This window comes from Exiguobacterium sp. s145 (assembly GCF_018618835.1).
GTDB lineage: Bacteria > Bacillota > Bacilli > Exiguobacteriales > Exiguobacteriaceae > Exiguobacterium_A > Exiguobacterium_A artemiae.
The window spans coordinates 19,392-37,087 of record NZ_JACSMV010000021.1 but is presented as its reverse complement, the minus strand read 5'-3'; the positions used below and the strand labels follow the sequence as shown (position 1 = coordinate 37,087).

The window sequence follows — 17,696 nt, the reverse complement described above, 5'->3', positions numbered from 1 at the left end:
CGGATGTTTATTCATCCGAACTAATTAGAGTTTAGATGATTACTGCTTTTTCGACGACTTCTACGAGACGGAAACGTTTGTCTTTAGAAAGTGGACGTGTTTCTTGAATGCGTACAACGTCACCGATTTTAGCTGTGTTGTTTTCATCATGCGTTTTGTACTTCTTAGAGTAGTTTACGCGTTTGCCGTAGAGCTTGTGCTTTACTTTAGTCTCAACTGTAACTACGATCGTTTTATCCATTTTGTCAGATACGACGCGTCCAGTTAACACTTTGCGGTTGTTAGTGCGTTCCATTGAGTGTTCCTCCTCTCAGAATCCGAGTGAATTATGCGTTGTTGATGCCGAGTTCGCGTTCACGAAGAACGGTTTTCGCGCGTGCAATCGACTTGCGCACTTCACGGATACGAGCAGGGTTCTCAAGCTGACCAGTCGCAAGTTGGAAACGAAGGTTGAACAACTCTTCTTTCCACGAACCGACTTTACCGTTGAGCTCTTCTGTAGTTTGCTGACGGAGATCAGTTGCTTTCATTCGTATCACCACCATTTTCTTCACGTTTTACGAACTTACATTTTACTGGAAGTTTGTGTGATGCAAGACGGAGAGCTTCGCGTGCGATCTCTTCCGATACTCCTGCGATTTCAAACATTACTTTCCCCGGTTTGACGACTGCAACCCAGCCCTCCGGAGCACCTTTACCTGAACCCATTCGGACTTCAAGAGGTTTTTTAGTGTATGGTTTATGTGGGAAAATCTTGATCCACACTTTACCACCACGTTTCATATAACGAGTCATCGCGATACGCGCTGATTCGATTTGACGGCTAGTGATCCAGCTAGCTTCTTGAGCTTGGATACCGAACTCGCCGAAGTGTACTGTAGTACCACGTTTCGCTTTACCACGCATGTTGCCGCGGTGAACACGACGATATTTTACACGTTTTGGTAACAACATGTTGTGTTGCCTCCTTCCCTAGACGGATGTGGATTATTGTTCGTTAGATGCTGCTTTTTTCGTAGGAAGCACTTCACCGTGGTGGAGCCATACTTTTACGCCAATTTTGCCGTAAGTTGTATCAGCTTCAGCAGTACCGTAATCGATGTCTGCACGGAGTGTATGAAGTGGAACTGTTCCTTCTGAATACTTCTCTGAACGAGCGATATCAGCGCCGCCAAGACGACCAGAAACTTCAGTCTTGATTCCTTTGATACCTGAACGCATAGAGCGTTGGATTGATTGCTTCATTGCACGACGGAACGATACACGGCCTTCAAGTTGGCGTGCGATGTTCTCAGCGACAAGTTTAGCAACTGCATCCGGGTTTTTCACTTCAACGACGTTAACGTGAACGCGTTTGCCTTTTGCAAGGTTAGTGATGTCTGTACGAAGCGTTTCGATTTCAGAACCGCCTTTACCGATAACCATACCAGGTTTAGCAGTGTGAAGTGAAATGTTCAAGCGGTTTGCTGCGCGCTCGATTTCAACTTTAGAGACACTAGCGTCTTTAAGACGTTTTTCGATATATTCACGAACTACGTAGTCTTCATGAAGGAGATCAGCATAGTCTTTATCTGCGAACCAACGTGATTCCCAGTCTTTGATGATACCTACGCGAAGACCAGTTGGGTTAATCTTCTGACCCACGGTAATCCCTCCTTATTTTTCAGATACCACGATGTGAACGTGGCTCGTACGTTTGTTGATGCGGCTTGCGCGACCCATTGCACGTGGGCGGAAACGTTTGAGCGTTGGACCTTCGTTGACGTAAGCCTCTGTTACTACGAGGTTTTCGATGTTCATGTCGAAGTTGTGCTCAGCGTTCGCGATTGCCGATTTCAATACTTTCTCAACGATTGGCGTTGCTGCCTTGTTCGTGTAAGCAAGAATCGAAAGTGCTTCACCGATTTGCTTCCCGCGGATTAAGTCTACTACTAGACGTGCCTTACGAGGAGCAATGCGAACCATATTAGCCGATGCTTTTGATTGCATAATGAGTACCTCCCCTCAGATTAACGTTTAGTCTTCTTATCGTTTCCAGCATGTCCTTTGTAAGAACGTGTTGGCGCGAATTCACCAAGTTTGTGACCGACCATATCTTCTGTCACGTAAACCGGTACGTGTTTACGACCATCGTAGACAGCGATCGTGTGACCGATGAACTCTGGGAAGATTGTAGAACGGCGTGACCAAGTTTTGATAACATGCTTGTCACCAGCTTCGTTGGCTTTGTCAACCTTAGCGAGCAAATGGTGATCTGCAAATGGACCTTTTTTCAAGCTGCGACCCATAGTTGTACCTCCCTTTGGCATGATTCAGGAACGGTTCCTGCGAACCGTTCAGAAATCACGTAATTATTTTTTAGAACGACGGACGATATATTTATCGCTCGCTTTGTTTTTCTTACGAGTTTTGTATCCGAGTGCCGGTTTACCCCAAGGAGTAAGTGGGCCCGAACGACCGATTGGAGCACGTCCTTCACCACCACCGTGCGGGTGATCAACTGGGTTCATTACAGAACCACGAACTGTAGGACGTTTTCCGAGCCAGCGTGAACGACCAGCTTTACCGATATTGACGAGCTCGTGCTCTTCATTACCGACAGCGCCGACTGTTGCACGGCAAGTAGCAAGGATCATACGTGTTTCGCCTGATTGGAGACGAACGATCGCGTATTTACCATCTTTACCGAGAAGCTGAGCAGAAGTACCAGCTGAACGAACGAGCTGACCACCTTTACCTGGCTTAAGTTCGATGTTGTGGATCAATGTACCAACTGGGATGTTTGAAAGTGGAAGAGCGTTACCGACTTTAATGTCAGCCTCAACTCCTGACATGACTTGCATGTCAACTTTCAATCCTTTAGGTGCGAGGATGTAGCGTTTTTCACCATCGATGTAGTGGACAAGAGCGATGTTTGCAGAGCGGTTCGGATCGTACTCAATTGTAGCGATACGGCCAGCGATGCCATCCTTGTTCCGTTTGAAGTCGATGATACGGTATTTACGTTTGTGTCCGCCACCTTGGTGACGTACTGTCAAGCGACCTTGGTTGTTACGTCCGCCCTTTTTCGAAAGCTTTTCAGTTAACGATTTTTCAGGACGTGAAGCCGTAATCTCAGCAAAGTCAAGCGCAGTCATATTACGACGACCGTTAGTGGTCGGTTTAAACTTTTTAATTCCCATCGAGAGTTCCCTCCTTTTCTACAGAGTACCGATTAACCGAGGTAATCGAGTTCTTTGCTATCTGCAGTAAGCGTGACGACCGCTTTTTTGCGGCGTGCTGTGTAACCAGCGTGACGACCTACGCGTTTTGCTTTTGGTTTTGAGATAAGTGTGTTGATTTTTTCAACTTTAACGCCGAAGATCGCTTCAACTGCATCTTTGATTTGTGTCTTAGATGCCTTTACGTCTACTTCGAACGTGTACTTTTTCTCAGCCATTTGGTTCACTGAGCGTTCAGTAATTACAGGACGTTTGATAATGTCGTGTGCGTTTGCCATTATGCAAGCACCTCCTCTACTCTCGCAACAGCATCCTTCGTGAAGATGACTTTGTCGTGTGCGACAAGATCAAGGACGTTTACTCCAGCAGCGTCAACGACTGTGACACCAGGAATGTTGCGTGTTGAAAGAACGACTGTCTCGTTGTAATCAGCAGTAACGACGAGGACTTTACGTTCGATTGAAAGAGCAGCGAAGACCGAAATCATGTCTTTCGTTTTCGGAGCATCGATTGTCAATCCTTCAAGAACGATGAACTCGTTGTTAGCGACTTTCGAAGAAAGTGCTGAACGTAATGCGAGACGACGAACCTTTTTAGGAAGTTTATAAGCGTACGAACGTGGTGTTGGACCGAAGACTGTTCCACCGCCAACCCATTGTGGCGAACGGATCGAACCTTGGCGTGCACGACCAGTACCTTTTTGTTTCCATGGTTTACGGCCGCCACCGCGAACTTCCGAGCGACCTTTTGTATCATGTGTACCTTGGCGACGTGAAGCTTGTTGCATGACGATTGCATCGTATACGACTGCTTCGTTTGGCTCGATTCCGAAAACGGCATCTGCCAACTCGATGTCTCCAACTTGTGTACCTGTTTGGTTAAGCAAAGCTACTTTAGGCATTCGTTATTCCTCCTTTCCTTGCAAACAAATTAGTTGCCTTTTACCGCAGTTTTGACGACAACTTGGCTCTTACGTGCGCCTGGGATAGCACCCTTGACGAGGAGTAAGCCGCGTTCTACATCAACTTTTACGATTTCAAGGTTTTGAACAGTGACTTGCTCTCCACCCATGCGTCCTGGGAGCAATTTCCCTTTGAATACACGGTTTGGAGCGACAGGACCCATTGAACCTGGGCGACGGTGGTAACGCGAACCGTGAGCCATTGGACCACGTGATTGGTTGTGACGCTTGATTGCTCCAGCGAAACCTTTACCTTTCGACGTACCTGTTACATCAACCATTTCGCCTGCAGCGAAAGTATCTGCTTTAATCTCTTGACCGATTTCGAAATCTGTTACAGATGTACGGATTTCTTTAATGAAGCGCTTAGGTGTCGCACTAGCTTTCGCTGCGTGACCTTTTTGCGGTTTGTTTTGACGACCTTCTTTGATATCACCAAAGCCGAGTTGGACTGCTTCGTAACCGTCCACTTCCATTGTCTTCAATTGAAGAACAACGTTACCTTCTACTGAAACGACAGTAACTGGTACTACTTCGCCTGACTCGTTGAAGATTTGTGTCATACCGAGTTTAGTTCCTAAGATTCCTTTAGCCATGAGATACACCTCCTAATATTGAATGATTTTGATCTTCTGGCTAGTATCAACTATTTATAGAAGAAAAATTAAAGTTTGATTTCGATGTCAACGCCCGATGGAAGTTCAAGACGCATAAGCGCATCAACTGTTTTCGGTGTTGGGTTAACGATGTCGATCAAACGTTTGTGTGTACGCATTTCGAACTGCTCACGAGCATCTTTGTACTTGTGAACGGCACGAAGTACTGTGTAGATCGCTTTCTCCGTTGGGAGTGGGATCGGACCAGATACAGTAGCACCAGAACGTTTTGCTGTTTCGACAATTTTCTCAGCCGATTGATCAAGCACGCGGTGATCGTATGCTTTCAAACGGATCCGAATTTTTTCATTTGCCATGTTGTTTCCCTCCTTTTCGCCTATTTTGTAAATAGACATTCTCCGCGGAAATTTCCACACTAGCCATGGCAATGCCGCCTGGTGTGTCATAACCTCCCGCTTCATCGCGTTGTGTTTGTGACCAACATATCCTAGTTTACTTAATTCCAAGCAGGAATGCAAGTAAAATAAAAATAGAATTTGTTTTCAAGTCTCTCACCACTCGCACAAACACTTTCCTCAGTATATAAGATGTCTGACCATGTTGCAAGACTGTTTTCAAAGAAATGAAAAAAGGCCTTCCGTCACGGGAGACGGAAGACCTTTAAATCTTAAAAATTACTCAACGATTTCTGTAACTGATCCAGCGCCTACTGTACGGCCACCTTCACGGATTGAGAAACGAGTTTCTTTTTCAAGAGCGATTGGCGCGATGAGTTCAACAGTCAATTCGATGTTGTCCCCAGGCATTACCATTTCAGTTCCTTCAGGAAGTTGGCACATACCAGTTACGTCAGTTGTACGGAAGTAGAACTGTGGACGGTAGTTACCGAAGAATGGCGTGTGACGGCCACCCTCTTCTTTTGAAAGGATGTAAACTTGCGCTTTGAAAGTTTTGTGCGGTGTGATTGTGTTTGGTTTCGCGAGAACTTGTCCACGCTCGATGTCGTCACGTGATACACCACGGAGAAGTGCTCCGATGTTGTCGCCAGCTTCAGCATAGTCAAGAAGCTTACGGAACATCTCTACACCAGTACATACTGATTTTTTAGTTTCTTCGTGAAGACCAACGATTTCAACTTCGTCGTTGACTTTAAGAACTCCACGCTCAACGCGGCCAGTAGCAACTGTACCACGACCAGTGATTGAGAAAACATCCTCAACTGGCATCATGAAGTCTTTTTCAGTGTCACGAGTTGGCTCAGGGATGTACTCATCAACAGCTGTCATGAGTTCCATGATTTTTTCTTCCCATTTAGCTTCGCCGTTAAGCGCGCCGAGAGCAGATCCTTGGATAACTGGGAGGTCATCGCCTGGGAAGTCGTACTCAGAAAGAAGTTCGCGGATTTCCATTTCAACGAGTTCAAGAAGCTCTTCGTCGTCAACCATGTCGACTTTGTTCATGAATACTACGATGAAAGGAACACCTACTTGACGTGAAAGCAAGATGTGCTCACGTGTTTGTGGCATTGGACCATCAGTTGCAGAAACAACGAGGATCGCGCCGTCCATTTGTGCAGCACCAGTGATCATGTTTTTAACATAGTCAGCGTGACCTGGGCAGTCAACGTGTGCATAGTGGCGTTTTTCTGTTTCGTACTCGATGTGAGCTGTTGCGATAGTGATACCGCGCTCGCGCTCTTCTGGAGCACCATCGATTTGGTCAAACTTAGTTGCAGCTTTACCTTGTGCTTTTGCAAGTACAGCTGAGATAGCTGCTGTTAAAGTTGTTTTACCGTGGTCGACGTGGCCAATTGTACCAACGTTAACGTGCGGTTTAGAACGGTCGAATTTTTCTTTACCCATTCTGAATTCCTCCTCTATGTGTCTAATAATATTTTATAACTAGGAAGGTGAATCGTCGAATAACGTACACCTTCCTTAGCTTACACTAATCATAAAAGCGTGACAACCTGTGAAGGATTAGCCGTTTGCTTTTTTGATGATTTCTTCAGCAACTGATTTCGGTACTTCTTCGTAGTGATCGAAGTGCATCGAGTACGTTCCGCGACCTTGTGTGCGTGAACGAAGACCAGTAGCGTAACCGAACATCTCTGAAAGTGGAATCATCGAACGAACGACTTGAGCGTTCCCGCGAGCTTCCATACCTTCAACGCGTCCACGGCGTGATGTAACATCACCCATGATGTCTCCCATGTATTCATCTGGGATAACGATTTCAACTTTCATCATTGGCTCAAGGATAACAGCGCCGCTCTTATCTTTAAGTTGTTTGACGGCCATTGAAGCCGCGATTTTAAATGCCATCTCGTTCGAGTCGACATCGTGGTACGATCCGAAAACGAGTGCCGCTTTAACGTCAACTACTGGATAACCAGCAAGGATACCGTTTTGAAGCGCTTCTTCGATTCCGTGTTCAACCGCTGGGATGTATTCACGTGGAACAACACCACCGACGATTTTGTTGTTGAACTCAAAGCCAGCACCTTCTTCGTTTGGCTCGAATTCTACGACGACGTGACCATACTGACCACGACCACCTGATTGACGAGCAAACTTAGAATCGATTTTCGCCGATTGGCGGATCGTTTCACGGTAAGCTACTTGTGGAGCACCAACGTTTGCTTCGACTTTGAACTCGCGACGCATACGGTCAACGATGATGTCGAGGTGAAGCTCACCCATACCTGAGATGATCGTTTGACCAGTCTCTGGGTTAGTTTCAGTGCGGAAAGTTGGATCCTCTTCAGCAAGCTTAGCGAGTGCTTGACCCATTTTATCTTGGTCAGCTTTCGTTTTTGGTTCGATCGCGACCGAGATAACTGGTTCTGGGAATGTCATTGATTCGAGAACGACGTTGTCTTTCTCTGCACAAAGCGTATCTCCAGTAGTAGTATCTTTAAGACCTACAGCTGCTGCGATGTCACCAGCGAAGACCATTGGGATCTCCTCACGGCTGTTCGCGTGCATTTGAAGGATACGTCCGAGACGCTCACGTTTCCCTTTTGTTGAGTTCTTGACATAAGATCCTGCCGAAGCTGTACCAGAGTACACACGGAAGAACGTCAATTTACCAACATATGGGTCAGTCATAACTTTGAATGCAAGTGCAGAGAATGGCGCTTCGTCAGTTGACTCACGAACGATCTCTTCATCTGTATCCATGTTAATCCCTGTGATTGCTTTTACGTCGACTGGTGATGGGAGGTAGTCAAGGACTGCGTCAAGCATAAGCTGAACACCTTTGTTCTTGAATGCCGAACCAACGAGAACTGGGTAGAAATCAACTGTAAGAGTCGCTTTACGGATACCCGCTTTAAGCTCTTCAATTGTGATTTCCTCGCCCTCGAGGTATTTCATCATCATTTCTTCTTCGTAATCTGCAACTGCTTCGATTAATGATGCACGAAGTTCTTCAGCTTCTTCTGCGAATTCTGCAGGGAAACCTTCAGTTTCTTCGATATCAGTACCGAGGTCGTTACCGTACATGTATGTTTTCTTTTCAACGAGATCGATGATTCCTTTGAATTCATCTTCTGCGCCGATTGGGATTTGGATTGCGTGTGCGTTAGCTTGAAGGCGGTCGCGAAGCGTTCCAACCGAGTACAGGAAGTCTGCACCGATTTTATCCATTTTGTTAACGAAAACGATACGTGGTACGCCGTAAGTTGTAGCTTGGCGCCATACTGTCTCAGTTTGTGGCTCAACACCAGACTGTGCATCAAGTACTGCTACCGCACCATCAAGTACACGGAGTGAACGTTCAACTTCAACAGTGAAGTCTACGTGTCCAGGTGTATCGATGATGTTTACGCGGTTACCTTTCCATTGTGCAGTTGTTGCTGCAGATGTAATCGTGATTCCACGCTCTTGCTCTTGCTCCATCCAGTCCATTTGTGAAGCACCTTCGTGCGTTTCACCAATCTTGTGGATACGACCCGTGTAATAGAGGATACGCTCAGTCGTTGTTGTTTTACCAGCATCGATGTGGGCCATGATCCCGATATTACGGGTGTTCTTAAGGGAGAATTCTCTTGCCATCTTTAAACATTCTCCTTTCGCATTTTAGTTTAGTGTCCGTGCGTTGCCACACGTCATGACTATACCCGAAAGCCACCTCATATTTCCATACAAAATGGCATAGATGAGGTGGTTAATTCCGGTTTTACCAGCGGTAGTGAGCAAACGCTTTGTTCGCTTCCGCCATTTTGTGCATATCTTCGCGCTTCTTAACTGAAGCACCAGTGTTGTTTGCAGCGTCCATGATTTCGTTAGCAAGACGAGCATCCATTGTTTTTTCGTTACGGAGACGTGAGTAGTTCACGAGGTAACGAAGTGCAAGTGTCGTACGGCGCTCAGGGCGGACTTCGACAGGAACTTGATAGTTAGCTCCACCTACGCGGCGTGCTTTAACTTCAAGAACTGGCATGATGTTGTTCATCGCCTCTTCAAAAACTTCCATTGCATCGCGACCTGAACGTTCAGCGATAGCTTCAAAAGCTTTGTATAAGATTTGTTGAGCAGTACCTTTTTTACCATCTAACATAAGACGGTTGATAAGGCGGGTAACGAGTTTAGAGTTGTAGATCGGATCAGCCATTACATCACGGCGTTCTACTTGACCTTTACGTGGCATTCCGAGTCCCTCCTTTCATATAGTGAGGTGATATCTTCTGATATCTAGATTATTTTTTTGCTGCTTTTGGACGTTTAGTACCATATTTCGAACGACCTTGCATACGGCCGTCAACTCCAGCTGTATCGAGTGCACCACGAACGATGTGGTAACGTACCCCTGGTAAGTCTTTTACGCGACCGCCGCGAATAAGAACAACACTGTGTTCTTGCAAGTTGTGGCCGATACCTGGGATGTAAGCTGTTACTTCCATTGTGTTCGTTAAACGCACACGTGCGTACTTACGAAGAGCCGAGTTCGGTTTCTTCGGAGTCATTGTACCTACACGAGTACAAACACCACGTTTTTGTGGTGAGCTGATGTCAGTACGAGCTTTGATAAAGCTGTTGTACCCTTTGTTCAGCGCTGGCGAATCTGATTTCACAACTTTTGATTGACGTCCTTTACGGACTAATTGGTTGATAGTAGGCATCTTTGAGATCCTCCCTTCCTGAATTCATGACAAGTTTCAAAACCACCGAGCCGGGTGGTTCATCGAAAGTCATAATGAAACGTTTTGCGTGGCTCAGGCATTCCATCGCCACACAAAACGTATTATCAAACTTTCTTAATAGCAACAGCAGTTGCTGCAACGTCGATTCCACAAGCCTTACCAAGCTCAAGCTTAGAAGGAACGTTCACGACTGGAACGTTTGCTTGTTTCGCCGCATCGAGCAATGCTTGCTTTACGTGTTCATCTGCGTCATCTGCGATGATCACTTCCGACGCCTTGCCAGATCGCAATGCTTTGAGCGTTTGCTTTTGACCGACAAACTTCAAATCTGCGCCGACTACTTTTTTGTAAGACATGAAGATATCCTCCAAAATAACACAGCCGGTTGGCAACACTATATCATAGTAGCACCGCCATACCGGCGTGTCAAGGCGTTTTATTCTACAGGAGAATCTGCTTCTACAGGTGCTTCGCCTGCGATCTCGAGACCGATTTGACGGTAACGTGTCATTCCTGTACCAGCTGGAACAAGTTTACCGATAATAACGTTCTCTTTCAAGCCGCGAAGGTAGTCGCTCTTCCCTTTAATCGCCGCATCCGTAAGGACACGAGTAGTTTCCTGGAACGAAGCAGCTGATAGGAACGAATCCGTCTCAAGCGACGCTTTTGTAATACCGAGGAGAACTGGTTTAGCCGAAGCGAGTGCTTTACCGGCACGGAGCGCTTCTTTACATGCTTCTTTGAATGTGCTGATATCGACTAGCGAACCTGGTAAGAGTGATGTCTCACCAGACTCGATGACGCGGACGCGACGGATCATCTGACGTACCATGACCTCGACGTGCTTGTCACCGATCTCAACCCCTTGCATCCGGTATACTTTTTGAACTTCTTGAAGAAGATAGTTCTGTACGCCTGATACACCTTTGACGTTCAAGAGTTCTTTCGGGTCGATTGAACCTTCCGTGAACACTTGTCCGGCTTTGACTTCTTCACCGAGTTGAACACGAAGACGTGATCCGAAAGGAATCGTGTATGTCCGTGTTTCGCTCAGACCTTGAATCGTCAACTCACGCTTATCACGCGACTCTGTAAAGTCGATGACTTGTCCATCGATTTCCGAGATGACCGCTTGACCTTTCGGGTTACGGGCCTCGAACAACTCCTGGATACGCGGGAGACCTTGTGTGATATCGTCTCCGGCAACCCCACCTGTGTGGAAGGTACGCATTGTAAGCTGCGTTCCTGGCTCACCGATTGATTGTGCCGCGATGATTCCGACTGCTTCGCCAACTTCGACGTCGTTACCAGTCGCAAGGTTACGTCCGTAACATTTCTTACAGACGCCGTGACTTGTATTACAAGTGAAGGCTGTACGAATCTCAACGTTGTCGATGCCTGCGTCGGTAATCGCACGCGCGATATCTTCGTCGATGAGTTCGTTTGTTGAAACGAGGACTGCTCCTGTTTCCGGGTGAACGACTTTTTCGAACGCCGTACGGCCGACAAGGCGGTCGTAGAGGTTTTCGATTTCTTCCGTTCCTTCGCGGAGTGCTGTGACGCGGATACCACGATCCGTACCACAATCATCTTCACGAATGATAACATCTTGCGCGACGTCAACGAGACGACGAGTCAGGTAACCTGAATCGGCAGTCTTCAAGGCTGTATCGGCAAGACCTTTACGGGCACCGTGCGTCGAGATGAAGTATTCCTGAACCGTCAGACCCTCACGGAACGAAGATTTGATCGGGAGCTCGATGATCCGTCCACTTGGAGCGGCCATGAGTCCACGCATCCCTGCAAGCTGCGTAAAGTTTGACGCGTTACCACGGGCACCGGAGTCACTCATCATGAAGATCGGGTTCAAACGGTTGAGGGATTTCATCAGACGAGACTGAATTTCATCCTTCGCGTCATTCCACGATTTAACGACACGCTCATAGCGCTCTTCTTCCGTGATGAGACCACGACGGTACGATTTCATAACGCGGTCAACATTATCTTGTGCCTCGACCAGAATTTCCTGTTTATCCGGAAGTACGATGATATCAGCGATACCAACCGTAATACCCGCACGTGTCGAGTGTTTGAAACCAAGGTTTTTCATTCGGTCAAGCATGCGGCTTGTTTCAGTCGTTTCAAAACGCTTGAAGACTTCCGCGATGACATTTCCGAGGAATCCTTTTTTGAATGGCTCGATGATCGGACGGCTCTTGATTTCAGCCGCGATGTCCGTTCCTTTTTCAAGGAAGTACTGATCAGGCGTTGCTTCCTGCAGATTGTTCATCGATGGTTCATTCAAGTATGGGAACGTCGTTGGGAGGATCTCGTTGAAGATCAACTTACCGACCGTCGTAACCAATAATTTCTCGTTTTGTGCTTCCGTGAATGTCGGGTTCTTCAGAACGCCGGCTGGAATCGCAACACGTGTGTGGAAGTGGACATACCCATTTTGGTAGGCAATCAACGCTTCGTTCACCGTCGAGAAGATTTTCCCTTCGCCGATTGCGTTTTCACGTTCAAGCGTCAGGTAGTAGTTACCGAGGACCATATCCTGCGATGGTGTAACAACAGGCTTACCGTCTTTCGGGTTCAAGATGTTTTGTGCAGCGAGCATGAGAAGACGTGCTTCTGCTTGTGCTTCTGCTGAAAGTGGTACGTGAACCGCCATTTGGTCACCATCGAAATCGGCGTTGTAAGCCGTACATACGAGCGGGTGAAGGCGAATCGCGCGACCTTCGACGAGTGTCGGTTCGAACGCCTGGATACCGAGACGGTGAAGCGTCGGGGCACGATTCAAGAGAACCGGGTGCTCACGGATGACTTCTTCTAATACGTCCCAAATTTCAGGTTGAACACGTTCGATTTTCCGTTTTGCACTCTTGATGTTCGGTGCGATGCCACGTGAGACAAGCTCTTTCATGACAAACGGTTTGAAGAGTTCAAGGGCCATTTCTTTCGGAAGACCACATTGATACATCTTCAGGTTTGGACCAACGACGATAACCGAACGACCAGAATAGTCGACTCGTTTACCGAGTAAGTTTTGACGGAAACGTCCTTGTTTCCCTTTCAGCATGTGCGAAAGAGATTTCAATGGACGGTTACCCGGTCCAGTAACCGGACGACCGCGACGACCGTTATCGATCAAGGCATCGACCGCTTCTTGCAACATCCGTTTTTCGTTCTGAACGATGATGTTCGGAGCGCCAAGGTCAAGAAGACGCTTGAGACGGTTGTTACGGTTGATGACACGACGGTATAAGTCGTTTAAGTCAGATGTCGCGAAACGTCCACCATCAAGCTGGACCATCGGACGGAGTTCCGGCGGGATGACAGGAAGTACTTCCAGAACCATCCACTCCGGGTTGTTGCCTGAGTTACGGAAAGCATCGAGGACTTCAAGACGTTTGATCGCACGTGTACGACGTTGTCCTTGAATCATTCGAAGATCTTCACGTAAACCGGCTACTTCTTTTTCGAGTTCAACGTCACGGAGCAATTTACGAACAGCTTCCGCACCCATTTCAGCGGTAAACGAACTACCGAATTTCTCGCGGTAAGCGCGGTACTCTTTTTCTGAAAGAAGTTGTTTTTTCTCGAGTGTCGATTCGCCCGGATCTGTCACGACGTACGACGCGAAGTAGATGATCTCTTCGAGTGCGCGCGGTGACATATCAAGGACGAGACCCATACGACTTGGGATTCCTTTAAAGTACCAGATGTGCGAAACCGGTGCTGCAAGTTCAATGTGACCCATGCGCTCACGACGGACTTTCGACTTCGTTACTTCAACGCCACAACGGTCACAAATGATTCCTTTATAACGGATCCGTTTGTATTTTCCGCAGTAACATTCCCAGTCTTTGGTCGGACCAAAAATCCGTTCACAGAACAAGCCGTCTTTCTCTGGCTTGAGCGTACGATAGTTGATCGTTTCCGGCTTCTTCACTTCCCCGAAAGACCACGAACGGATCTTTTCAGGGGAAGCGAGGCCGATTTTCATATATTCAAATCTATTAACATCTACCAAGGGGTGGACCTCCCTTTCGCTTATTCCTCTTCAGTAACAACTGGTGCGACAGGCGCTTGAACTTCTTCGAGTGCTGGAGTCGCGTTCGGGATGTTGTCCTCGTCGTCGTCTTTCATTTCGATCTCTTCATCTTCGGCAGACATCATCTTAACATCCATACCAAGGGATTGAAGCTCTTTAATGAGGACTCGGAACGATTCCGGCACGCCCGGTTGTGGTACATTTTCGCCTTTAACGATCGCTTCATATGCTTTAACACGACCGATTGTATCATCGGATTTAATTGTCAGGATCTCTTGGAGCGTATAAGCGGCACCGTATGCTTCAAGTGCCCATACTTCCATCTCACCGAAACGCTGTCCACCGAACTGGGCTTTACCACCGAGCGGCTGCTGCGTAACGAGCGAGTAAGGACCCGTCGAACGTGCGTGAAGTTTATCATCGACCATGTGGGCGAGTTTGATCATATACATGACACCAACCGAGATGCGGTTATCGAAGGCTTCACCAGAACGTCCATCATACAGGATCGTTTTAGCGTCGCGGTCCATACCGGCTTCTTCAATCGTTGCCCAAACATCTTCCTCACGTGCACCATCGAATACCGGTGATGCGACTTTGATTCCGAGTTGGCGTGCAGCCATACCAAGGTGAAGCTCGAGCAACTGCCCGATGTTCATCCGCGATGGTACACCAAGTGGGTTCAACATGATGTCGATTGGTGTGCCGTCTGGCATGTACGGCATGTCTTCTTCTGGCAGGATACGTGAGATAACACCTTTGTTACCGTGACGTCCAGCCATTTTATCTCCTTCGTGAATCTTACGCTTCTGAACGATGTACGCACGGATCAACTGGTTGACACCAGGTGACAGCTCGTCGCCGTTATCACGATCGAAGATTTTCACGTCAAGGATGATGCCGTCGCCGCCGTGTGGAACACGAAGTGACGTATCACGGACTTCACGTGCTTTTTCACCGAAGATTGCATGAAGCAGGCGTTCTTCAGCCGTCAATTCCGTTACGCCCTTAGGTGTAACTTTACCGACTAGGATATCCCCGTCTTTTACTTCAGCACCGACACGGATGATTCCGCGGTCGTCGAGGTTTTTCAGGGCGTCGTCGCCGACGTTCGGAATGTCACGCGTGATCTCTTCCGGTCCGAGTTTTGTATCACGTGATTCACACTCATACTCTTCAATGTGGATCGACGTGTAGACGTCGTCTTTCACGAGACGTTCGCTCATGATGACAGCATCCTCGTAGTTGTAACCATCCCATGTCATGAAACCGACGAGTACGTTACGACCAAGCGCAAGTTCCCCACCGTCCATCGATGGACCATCTGCAAGGATCTCGCCTTTATCGACAGGATCTCCTACTTTGATGATTGGTTTTTGGTTATAGCACGTTCCTTGGTTAGAACGGATGAATTTTTGGATCTTGTAGCGGTCAAGCTCACCTTGAACGATGTTGCCATCGACTTCCGTCGTACGACGGACAAGGATTTCACGTGCCGTTACACGCTCAGCGATACCTGAATGTTTTGCAACAACGGCAGCCCCTGAGTCTTTTGCAGACACGTACTCCATACCGGTACCAACGATTGGTGATTCCGGATCAAGAAGAGGTACGGCCTGACGTTGCATGTTCGCTCCCATGAGGGCACGGTTCGAGTCATCGTTCTCTAAGAACGGGATACATGCCGTCGCTGCCGAAACAACCTGTTTCGGTGAAACGTCCATGTAATCGACACGAGCTGGTTCGACAGACAAGTTTTGTCCGCGGAAACGTGACAAGACGTGTGTATCTTGGAACGTCTTCTCTTCCGTCAACAACATGTTTGCCTGTGCGACGACGTAGAGATCCTCTTCGTCGGCCGTCATGTAGTGAATTTCATTCGTGACGACACCCGTTTCCGGATCGACACGACGGTATGGCGCTTCGATGAAACCATACTCATTGACTTTCGCGAACGAAGACAGTGAGTTGATCAGCCCGATGTTCGGACCCTCCGGCGTTTCGATTGGACACATACGGGAATAGTGCGAGTAGTGAACATCTCGAACTTCAAAGCCAGCGCGCTCACGTGTAAGACCACCGGGTCCGAGTGCAGATAGACGACGTTTGTGCGTCAACTCAGCAAGCGGGTTCGTTTGGTCCATGAACTGTGATAACTGCGAGCTACCGAAGAACTCTTTAATCGATGCGATAACAGGACGAATGTTGATCAATGCCTGCGGCGTGATCGCATTCTGGTCTTGAATCGACATTCGCTCCTTAACGACACGCTCCATACGGGAAAGCCCGATCCGGAACTGGTTTTGGAGCAATTCACCGACTGAACGGAGACGACGGTTACCGAGGTGGTCGATATCGTCTGTCGTTCCTACTTCATGCAACAAGTTGAAGAAATAGTTGATCGCAGCAATCATGTCAGCAGGCGTGATGTGCTTGATGTCACGATCGATGTTACCGTTACCGATGATATTGATGATGCGTTCACCTTCAGCATCGTCCGGTGCGAACACCTTGATCGATTGTAAGTTGAAGGCTTCGCCTTGCGTTACTCCGCCAGTTGGCGTCGCTTCGATGTAACCGACAGATCCTTCAAGGAATGGCAAGACTTTGTCGAGCATACGACGGTCAAGAACTGTTCCTTCTTCTGCGATTACTTCGCCTGTTTCCGGATCGACAAGCGTTTCCGCCAGTTTTTGCCCGAACAGACGATTCTTCAGATGAAGCTTCTTATTGATTTTATAACGACCAACGTTTGCCAAATCATAACGTTTCGGGTCAAAGAACCGTGACACGAGAAGTGCTTTCGCATTTTCGACAGTCGGTGGCTCTCCCGGACGCAGACGCTCATAAATCTCGATGAGGGCTTTTTCCGTTGTTTCTGTATTATCTTTTTCAAGGGAGTTACGGAGGTACTCATCATCTCCAAGGAGATCGATGATTTCCTGATCCGTACCGAAACCAAGAGCACGTAAAAGAACCGTTACTGGAATCTTACGCGTGCGGTCGATTCGGACGTATACGATATCTTTCGCATCTGTCTCAAGTTCGAGCCATGCTCCACGGTTCGGGATGACCGTTGCCGAAAATCCACGTTTACCGTTTTTATCTAACTTATTGTTGTAATACACACTTGGCGAACGAACAAGCTGGGAAACGATAACTCGTTCCGCACCATTAATAATGAATGTTCCCGACTCCGTCATAAGCGGGAAGTCACCCATAAATACTTCTTGTTCCTTCAATTCACCCGTCTCTTTGTTTTGAAGACGGACTTTTACGCGTAGTGGTGCCGAATAGGTCACATCGCGCTCTTTTGATTCATCAATCGAATACTTCGGCTCTCCGAGCGAGTAGTCGATGAATTCTAATACGAGATTTCCCGTAAAGTCAGAAATCGGCGAGATATCATGAAACATCTCACGAAGACCTTCCCGCAGGAACCATTCGTATGAATTCGTTTGAATCTCAATAAGGTTTGGAAGTTCTAGAACTTCGCTGATACGTGCATAGCTTCTTCTCTGACGGTGACGACCGTACTGAACAAGTTGACCAGTCAACTGATTCACCTCTCAGACCCAGTTCTTCTTCTTGAGAAGGACGGGTGTAATATCGAACATTGAAGCCATTTTTTGACCGATAAGCGCAAAAAAGCGACGTCTTGTCTACTCAATCATCTGTAGTCGAGAACGCCAGC

Annotated in this window: 18 protein-coding genes; all 18 read right to left on the bottom strand. The window is 47.5% G+C overall.

Annotated elements, in window-relative coordinates; translation table 11 throughout:
• Positions 1-31 precede the first annotated feature (31 nt).
• Complete coding sequence (gene rpsQ / locus KNQ07_RS13420) at positions 32-295, bottom strand: 30S ribosomal protein S17 (protein ID WP_012369018.1); 264 nt, start codon at positions 293-295, stop codon at positions 32-34.
• A gap of 31 nt (positions 296-326) precedes the next feature.
• Positions 327-530: a 50S ribosomal protein L29 gene (gene rpmC / locus KNQ07_RS13415; RefSeq protein WP_012369017.1), complete on the bottom strand. Its 204-nt coding sequence runs from the start codon at positions 528-530 to the stop codon at positions 327-329.
• Positions 517-954 carry a 50S ribosomal protein L16 gene (gene rplP, locus KNQ07_RS13410; protein ID WP_012369016.1) on the bottom strand — a complete coding sequence of 146 codons (438 nt, stop codon included), beginning with the start codon at positions 952-954 and terminating at the stop codon, positions 517-519. Before rplP ends, rpmC begins: the two co-directional genes overlap by 14 nt.
• A gap of 33 nt (positions 955-987) precedes the next feature.
• Positions 988-1,644, bottom strand: a complete 657-nt coding sequence (gene rpsC / locus KNQ07_RS13405) for a 30S ribosomal protein S3 (protein WP_012369015.1) — start codon at positions 1,642-1,644, stop codon at positions 988-990.
• Between the two features lie 12 nt (positions 1,645-1,656).
• Complete coding sequence (rplV, locus tag KNQ07_RS13400) at positions 1,657-1,989, bottom strand: 50S ribosomal protein L22 (RefSeq protein ID WP_012369014.1); 333 nt, start codon at positions 1,987-1,989, stop codon at positions 1,657-1,659.
• Between the two features lie 20 nt (positions 1,990-2,009).
• Entirely contained in the window at positions 2,010-2,288 is a 279-nt protein-coding gene (gene rpsS, locus KNQ07_RS13395) for a 30S ribosomal protein S19 (protein ID WP_012369013.1), read from the bottom strand.
• A gap of 63 nt (positions 2,289-2,351) precedes the next feature.
• Positions 2,352-3,182 carry a 50S ribosomal protein L2 gene (gene rplB, locus KNQ07_RS13390; protein WP_012369012.1) on the bottom strand — a complete coding sequence of 277 codons (831 nt, stop codon included), beginning with the start codon at positions 3,180-3,182 and terminating at the stop codon, positions 2,352-2,354.
• Between the two features lie 32 nt (positions 3,183-3,214).
• A complete protein-coding gene (gene rplW / locus KNQ07_RS13385) occupies positions 3,215-3,499 on the bottom strand; it encodes a 50S ribosomal protein L23 (RefSeq protein WP_012369011.1) in 285 nt (94 codons plus the stop codon).
• Complete coding sequence (gene rplD / locus KNQ07_RS13380) at positions 3,499-4,122, bottom strand: 50S ribosomal protein L4 (protein WP_012369010.1); 624 nt, start codon at positions 4,120-4,122, stop codon at positions 3,499-3,501. The genes rplW and rplD overlap by 1 nt, the downstream gene beginning before the upstream one ends.
• 29 nt (positions 4,123-4,151) lie before the next feature.
• Positions 4,152-4,778, bottom strand: coding sequence for a 50S ribosomal protein L3 (gene rplC, locus KNQ07_RS13375; protein WP_012369009.1), 627 nt, complete (start codon positions 4,776-4,778; stop codon positions 4,152-4,154).
• A 68-nt stretch (positions 4,779-4,846) separates the two neighbouring features.
• Positions 4,847-5,155, bottom strand: a complete 309-nt coding sequence (rpsJ, locus tag KNQ07_RS13370) for a 30S ribosomal protein S10 (RefSeq protein WP_012369008.1) — start codon at positions 5,153-5,155, stop codon at positions 4,847-4,849.
• Positions 5,156-5,473: 318 nt separating this feature from the next.
• Entirely contained in the window at positions 5,474-6,661 is a 1,188-nt protein-coding gene (gene tuf, locus KNQ07_RS13365; RefSeq protein ID WP_026834301.1) for an elongation factor Tu, read from the bottom strand.
• 117 nt (positions 6,662-6,778) lie between these two features.
• The gene (gene fusA, locus KNQ07_RS13360) at positions 6,779-8,857 is read right to left on the bottom strand and encodes an elongation factor G (RefSeq protein ID WP_012369006.1); all 2,079 of its coding nucleotides are present in this window, start codon (positions 8,855-8,857) and stop codon (positions 6,779-6,781) included.
• A 124-nt stretch (positions 8,858-8,981) separates the two neighbouring features.
• Positions 8,982-9,452 (bottom strand): 30S ribosomal protein S7, encoded by a 471-nt coding sequence (gene rpsG, locus KNQ07_RS13355; RefSeq protein ID WP_012369005.1) that lies wholly within the window; start codon positions 9,450-9,452, stop codon positions 8,982-8,984.
• Positions 9,453-9,501: 49 nt separating this feature from the next.
• Entirely contained in the window at positions 9,502-9,924 is a 423-nt protein-coding gene (rpsL, locus tag KNQ07_RS13350; protein WP_012369004.1) for a 30S ribosomal protein S12, read from the bottom strand.
• A 125-nt stretch (positions 9,925-10,049) separates the two neighbouring features.
• Positions 10,050-10,301, bottom strand: coding sequence for a ribosomal L7Ae/L30e/S12e/Gadd45 family protein (locus tag KNQ07_RS13345; RefSeq protein WP_012369003.1), 252 nt, complete (start codon positions 10,299-10,301; stop codon positions 10,050-10,052).
• Between the two features lie 80 nt (positions 10,302-10,381).
• On the bottom strand, positions 10,382-13,981 hold the full coding sequence (gene rpoC / locus KNQ07_RS13340) for a DNA-directed RNA polymerase subunit beta' (RefSeq protein ID WP_012369002.1): 3,600 nt from the start codon (positions 13,979-13,981) through the stop codon (positions 10,382-10,384).
• A gap of 20 nt (positions 13,982-14,001) precedes the next feature.
• Complete coding sequence (gene rpoB / locus KNQ07_RS13335) at positions 14,002-17,559, bottom strand: DNA-directed RNA polymerase subunit beta (RefSeq protein WP_214767216.1); 3,558 nt, start codon at positions 17,557-17,559, stop codon at positions 14,002-14,004.
• Between the last annotated feature and the right edge of the window lie 137 nt (positions 17,560-17,696).

Excerpts from the sequence above, each read along its gene's own strand:
- rpsQ (WP_012369018.1), bottom strand. The coding sequence starts at position 295 with ATGGAACGCACTAACAACCGCAAAGTGTTAACTGGACGCGTCGTATCT.
- rpmC (WP_012369017.1), bottom strand. The coding sequence starts at position 530 with ATGAAAGCAACTGATCTCCGTCAGCAAACTACAGAAGAGCTCAACGGT.
- rplP (WP_012369016.1), bottom strand. The coding sequence starts at position 954 with ATGTTGTTACCAAAACGTGTAAAATATCGTCGTGTTCACCGCGGCAAC.
- rplV (WP_012369014.1), bottom strand. The coding sequence starts at position 1,989 with ATGCAATCAAAAGCATCGGCTAATATGGTTCGCATTGCTCCTCGTAAG.
- rpsS (WP_012369013.1), bottom strand. The coding sequence starts at position 2,288 with ATGGGTCGCAGCTTGAAAAAAGGTCCATTTGCAGATCACCATTTGCTC.
- rplB (WP_012369012.1), bottom strand. The coding sequence starts at position 3,182 with ATGGGAATTAAAAAGTTTAAACCGACCACTAACGGTCGTCGTAATATG.
- rplW (WP_012369011.1), bottom strand. The coding sequence starts at position 3,499 with ATGGCAAACGCACACGACATTATCAAACGTCCTGTAATTACTGAACGC.
- rplD (WP_012369010.1), bottom strand. The coding sequence starts at position 4,122 with ATGCCTAAAGTAGCTTTGCTTAACCAAACAGGTACACAAGTTGGAGAC.
- rplC (WP_012369009.1), bottom strand. The coding sequence starts at position 4,778 with ATGGCTAAAGGAATCTTAGGAACTAAACTCGGTATGACACAAATCTTC.
- rpsJ (WP_012369008.1), bottom strand. The coding sequence starts at position 5,155 with ATGGCAAATGAAAAAATTCGGATCCGTTTGAAAGCATACGATCACCGC.
- tuf (WP_026834301.1), bottom strand. The coding sequence starts at position 6,661 with ATGGGTAAAGAAAAATTCGACCGTTCTAAACCGCACGTTAACGTTGGT.
- fusA (WP_012369006.1), bottom strand. The coding sequence starts at position 8,857 with ATGGCAAGAGAATTCTCCCTTAAGAACACCCGTAATATCGGGATCATG.
- rpsG (WP_012369005.1), bottom strand. The coding sequence starts at position 9,452 with ATGCCACGTAAAGGTCAAGTAGAACGCCGTGATGTAATGGCTGATCCG.
- rpsL (WP_012369004.1), bottom strand. The coding sequence starts at position 9,924 with ATGCCTACTATCAACCAATTAGTCCGTAAAGGACGTCAATCAAAAGTT.
- KNQ07_RS13345 (WP_012369003.1), bottom strand. The coding sequence starts at position 10,301 with ATGTCTTACAAAAAAGTAGTCGGCGCAGATTTGAAGTTTGTCGGTCAA.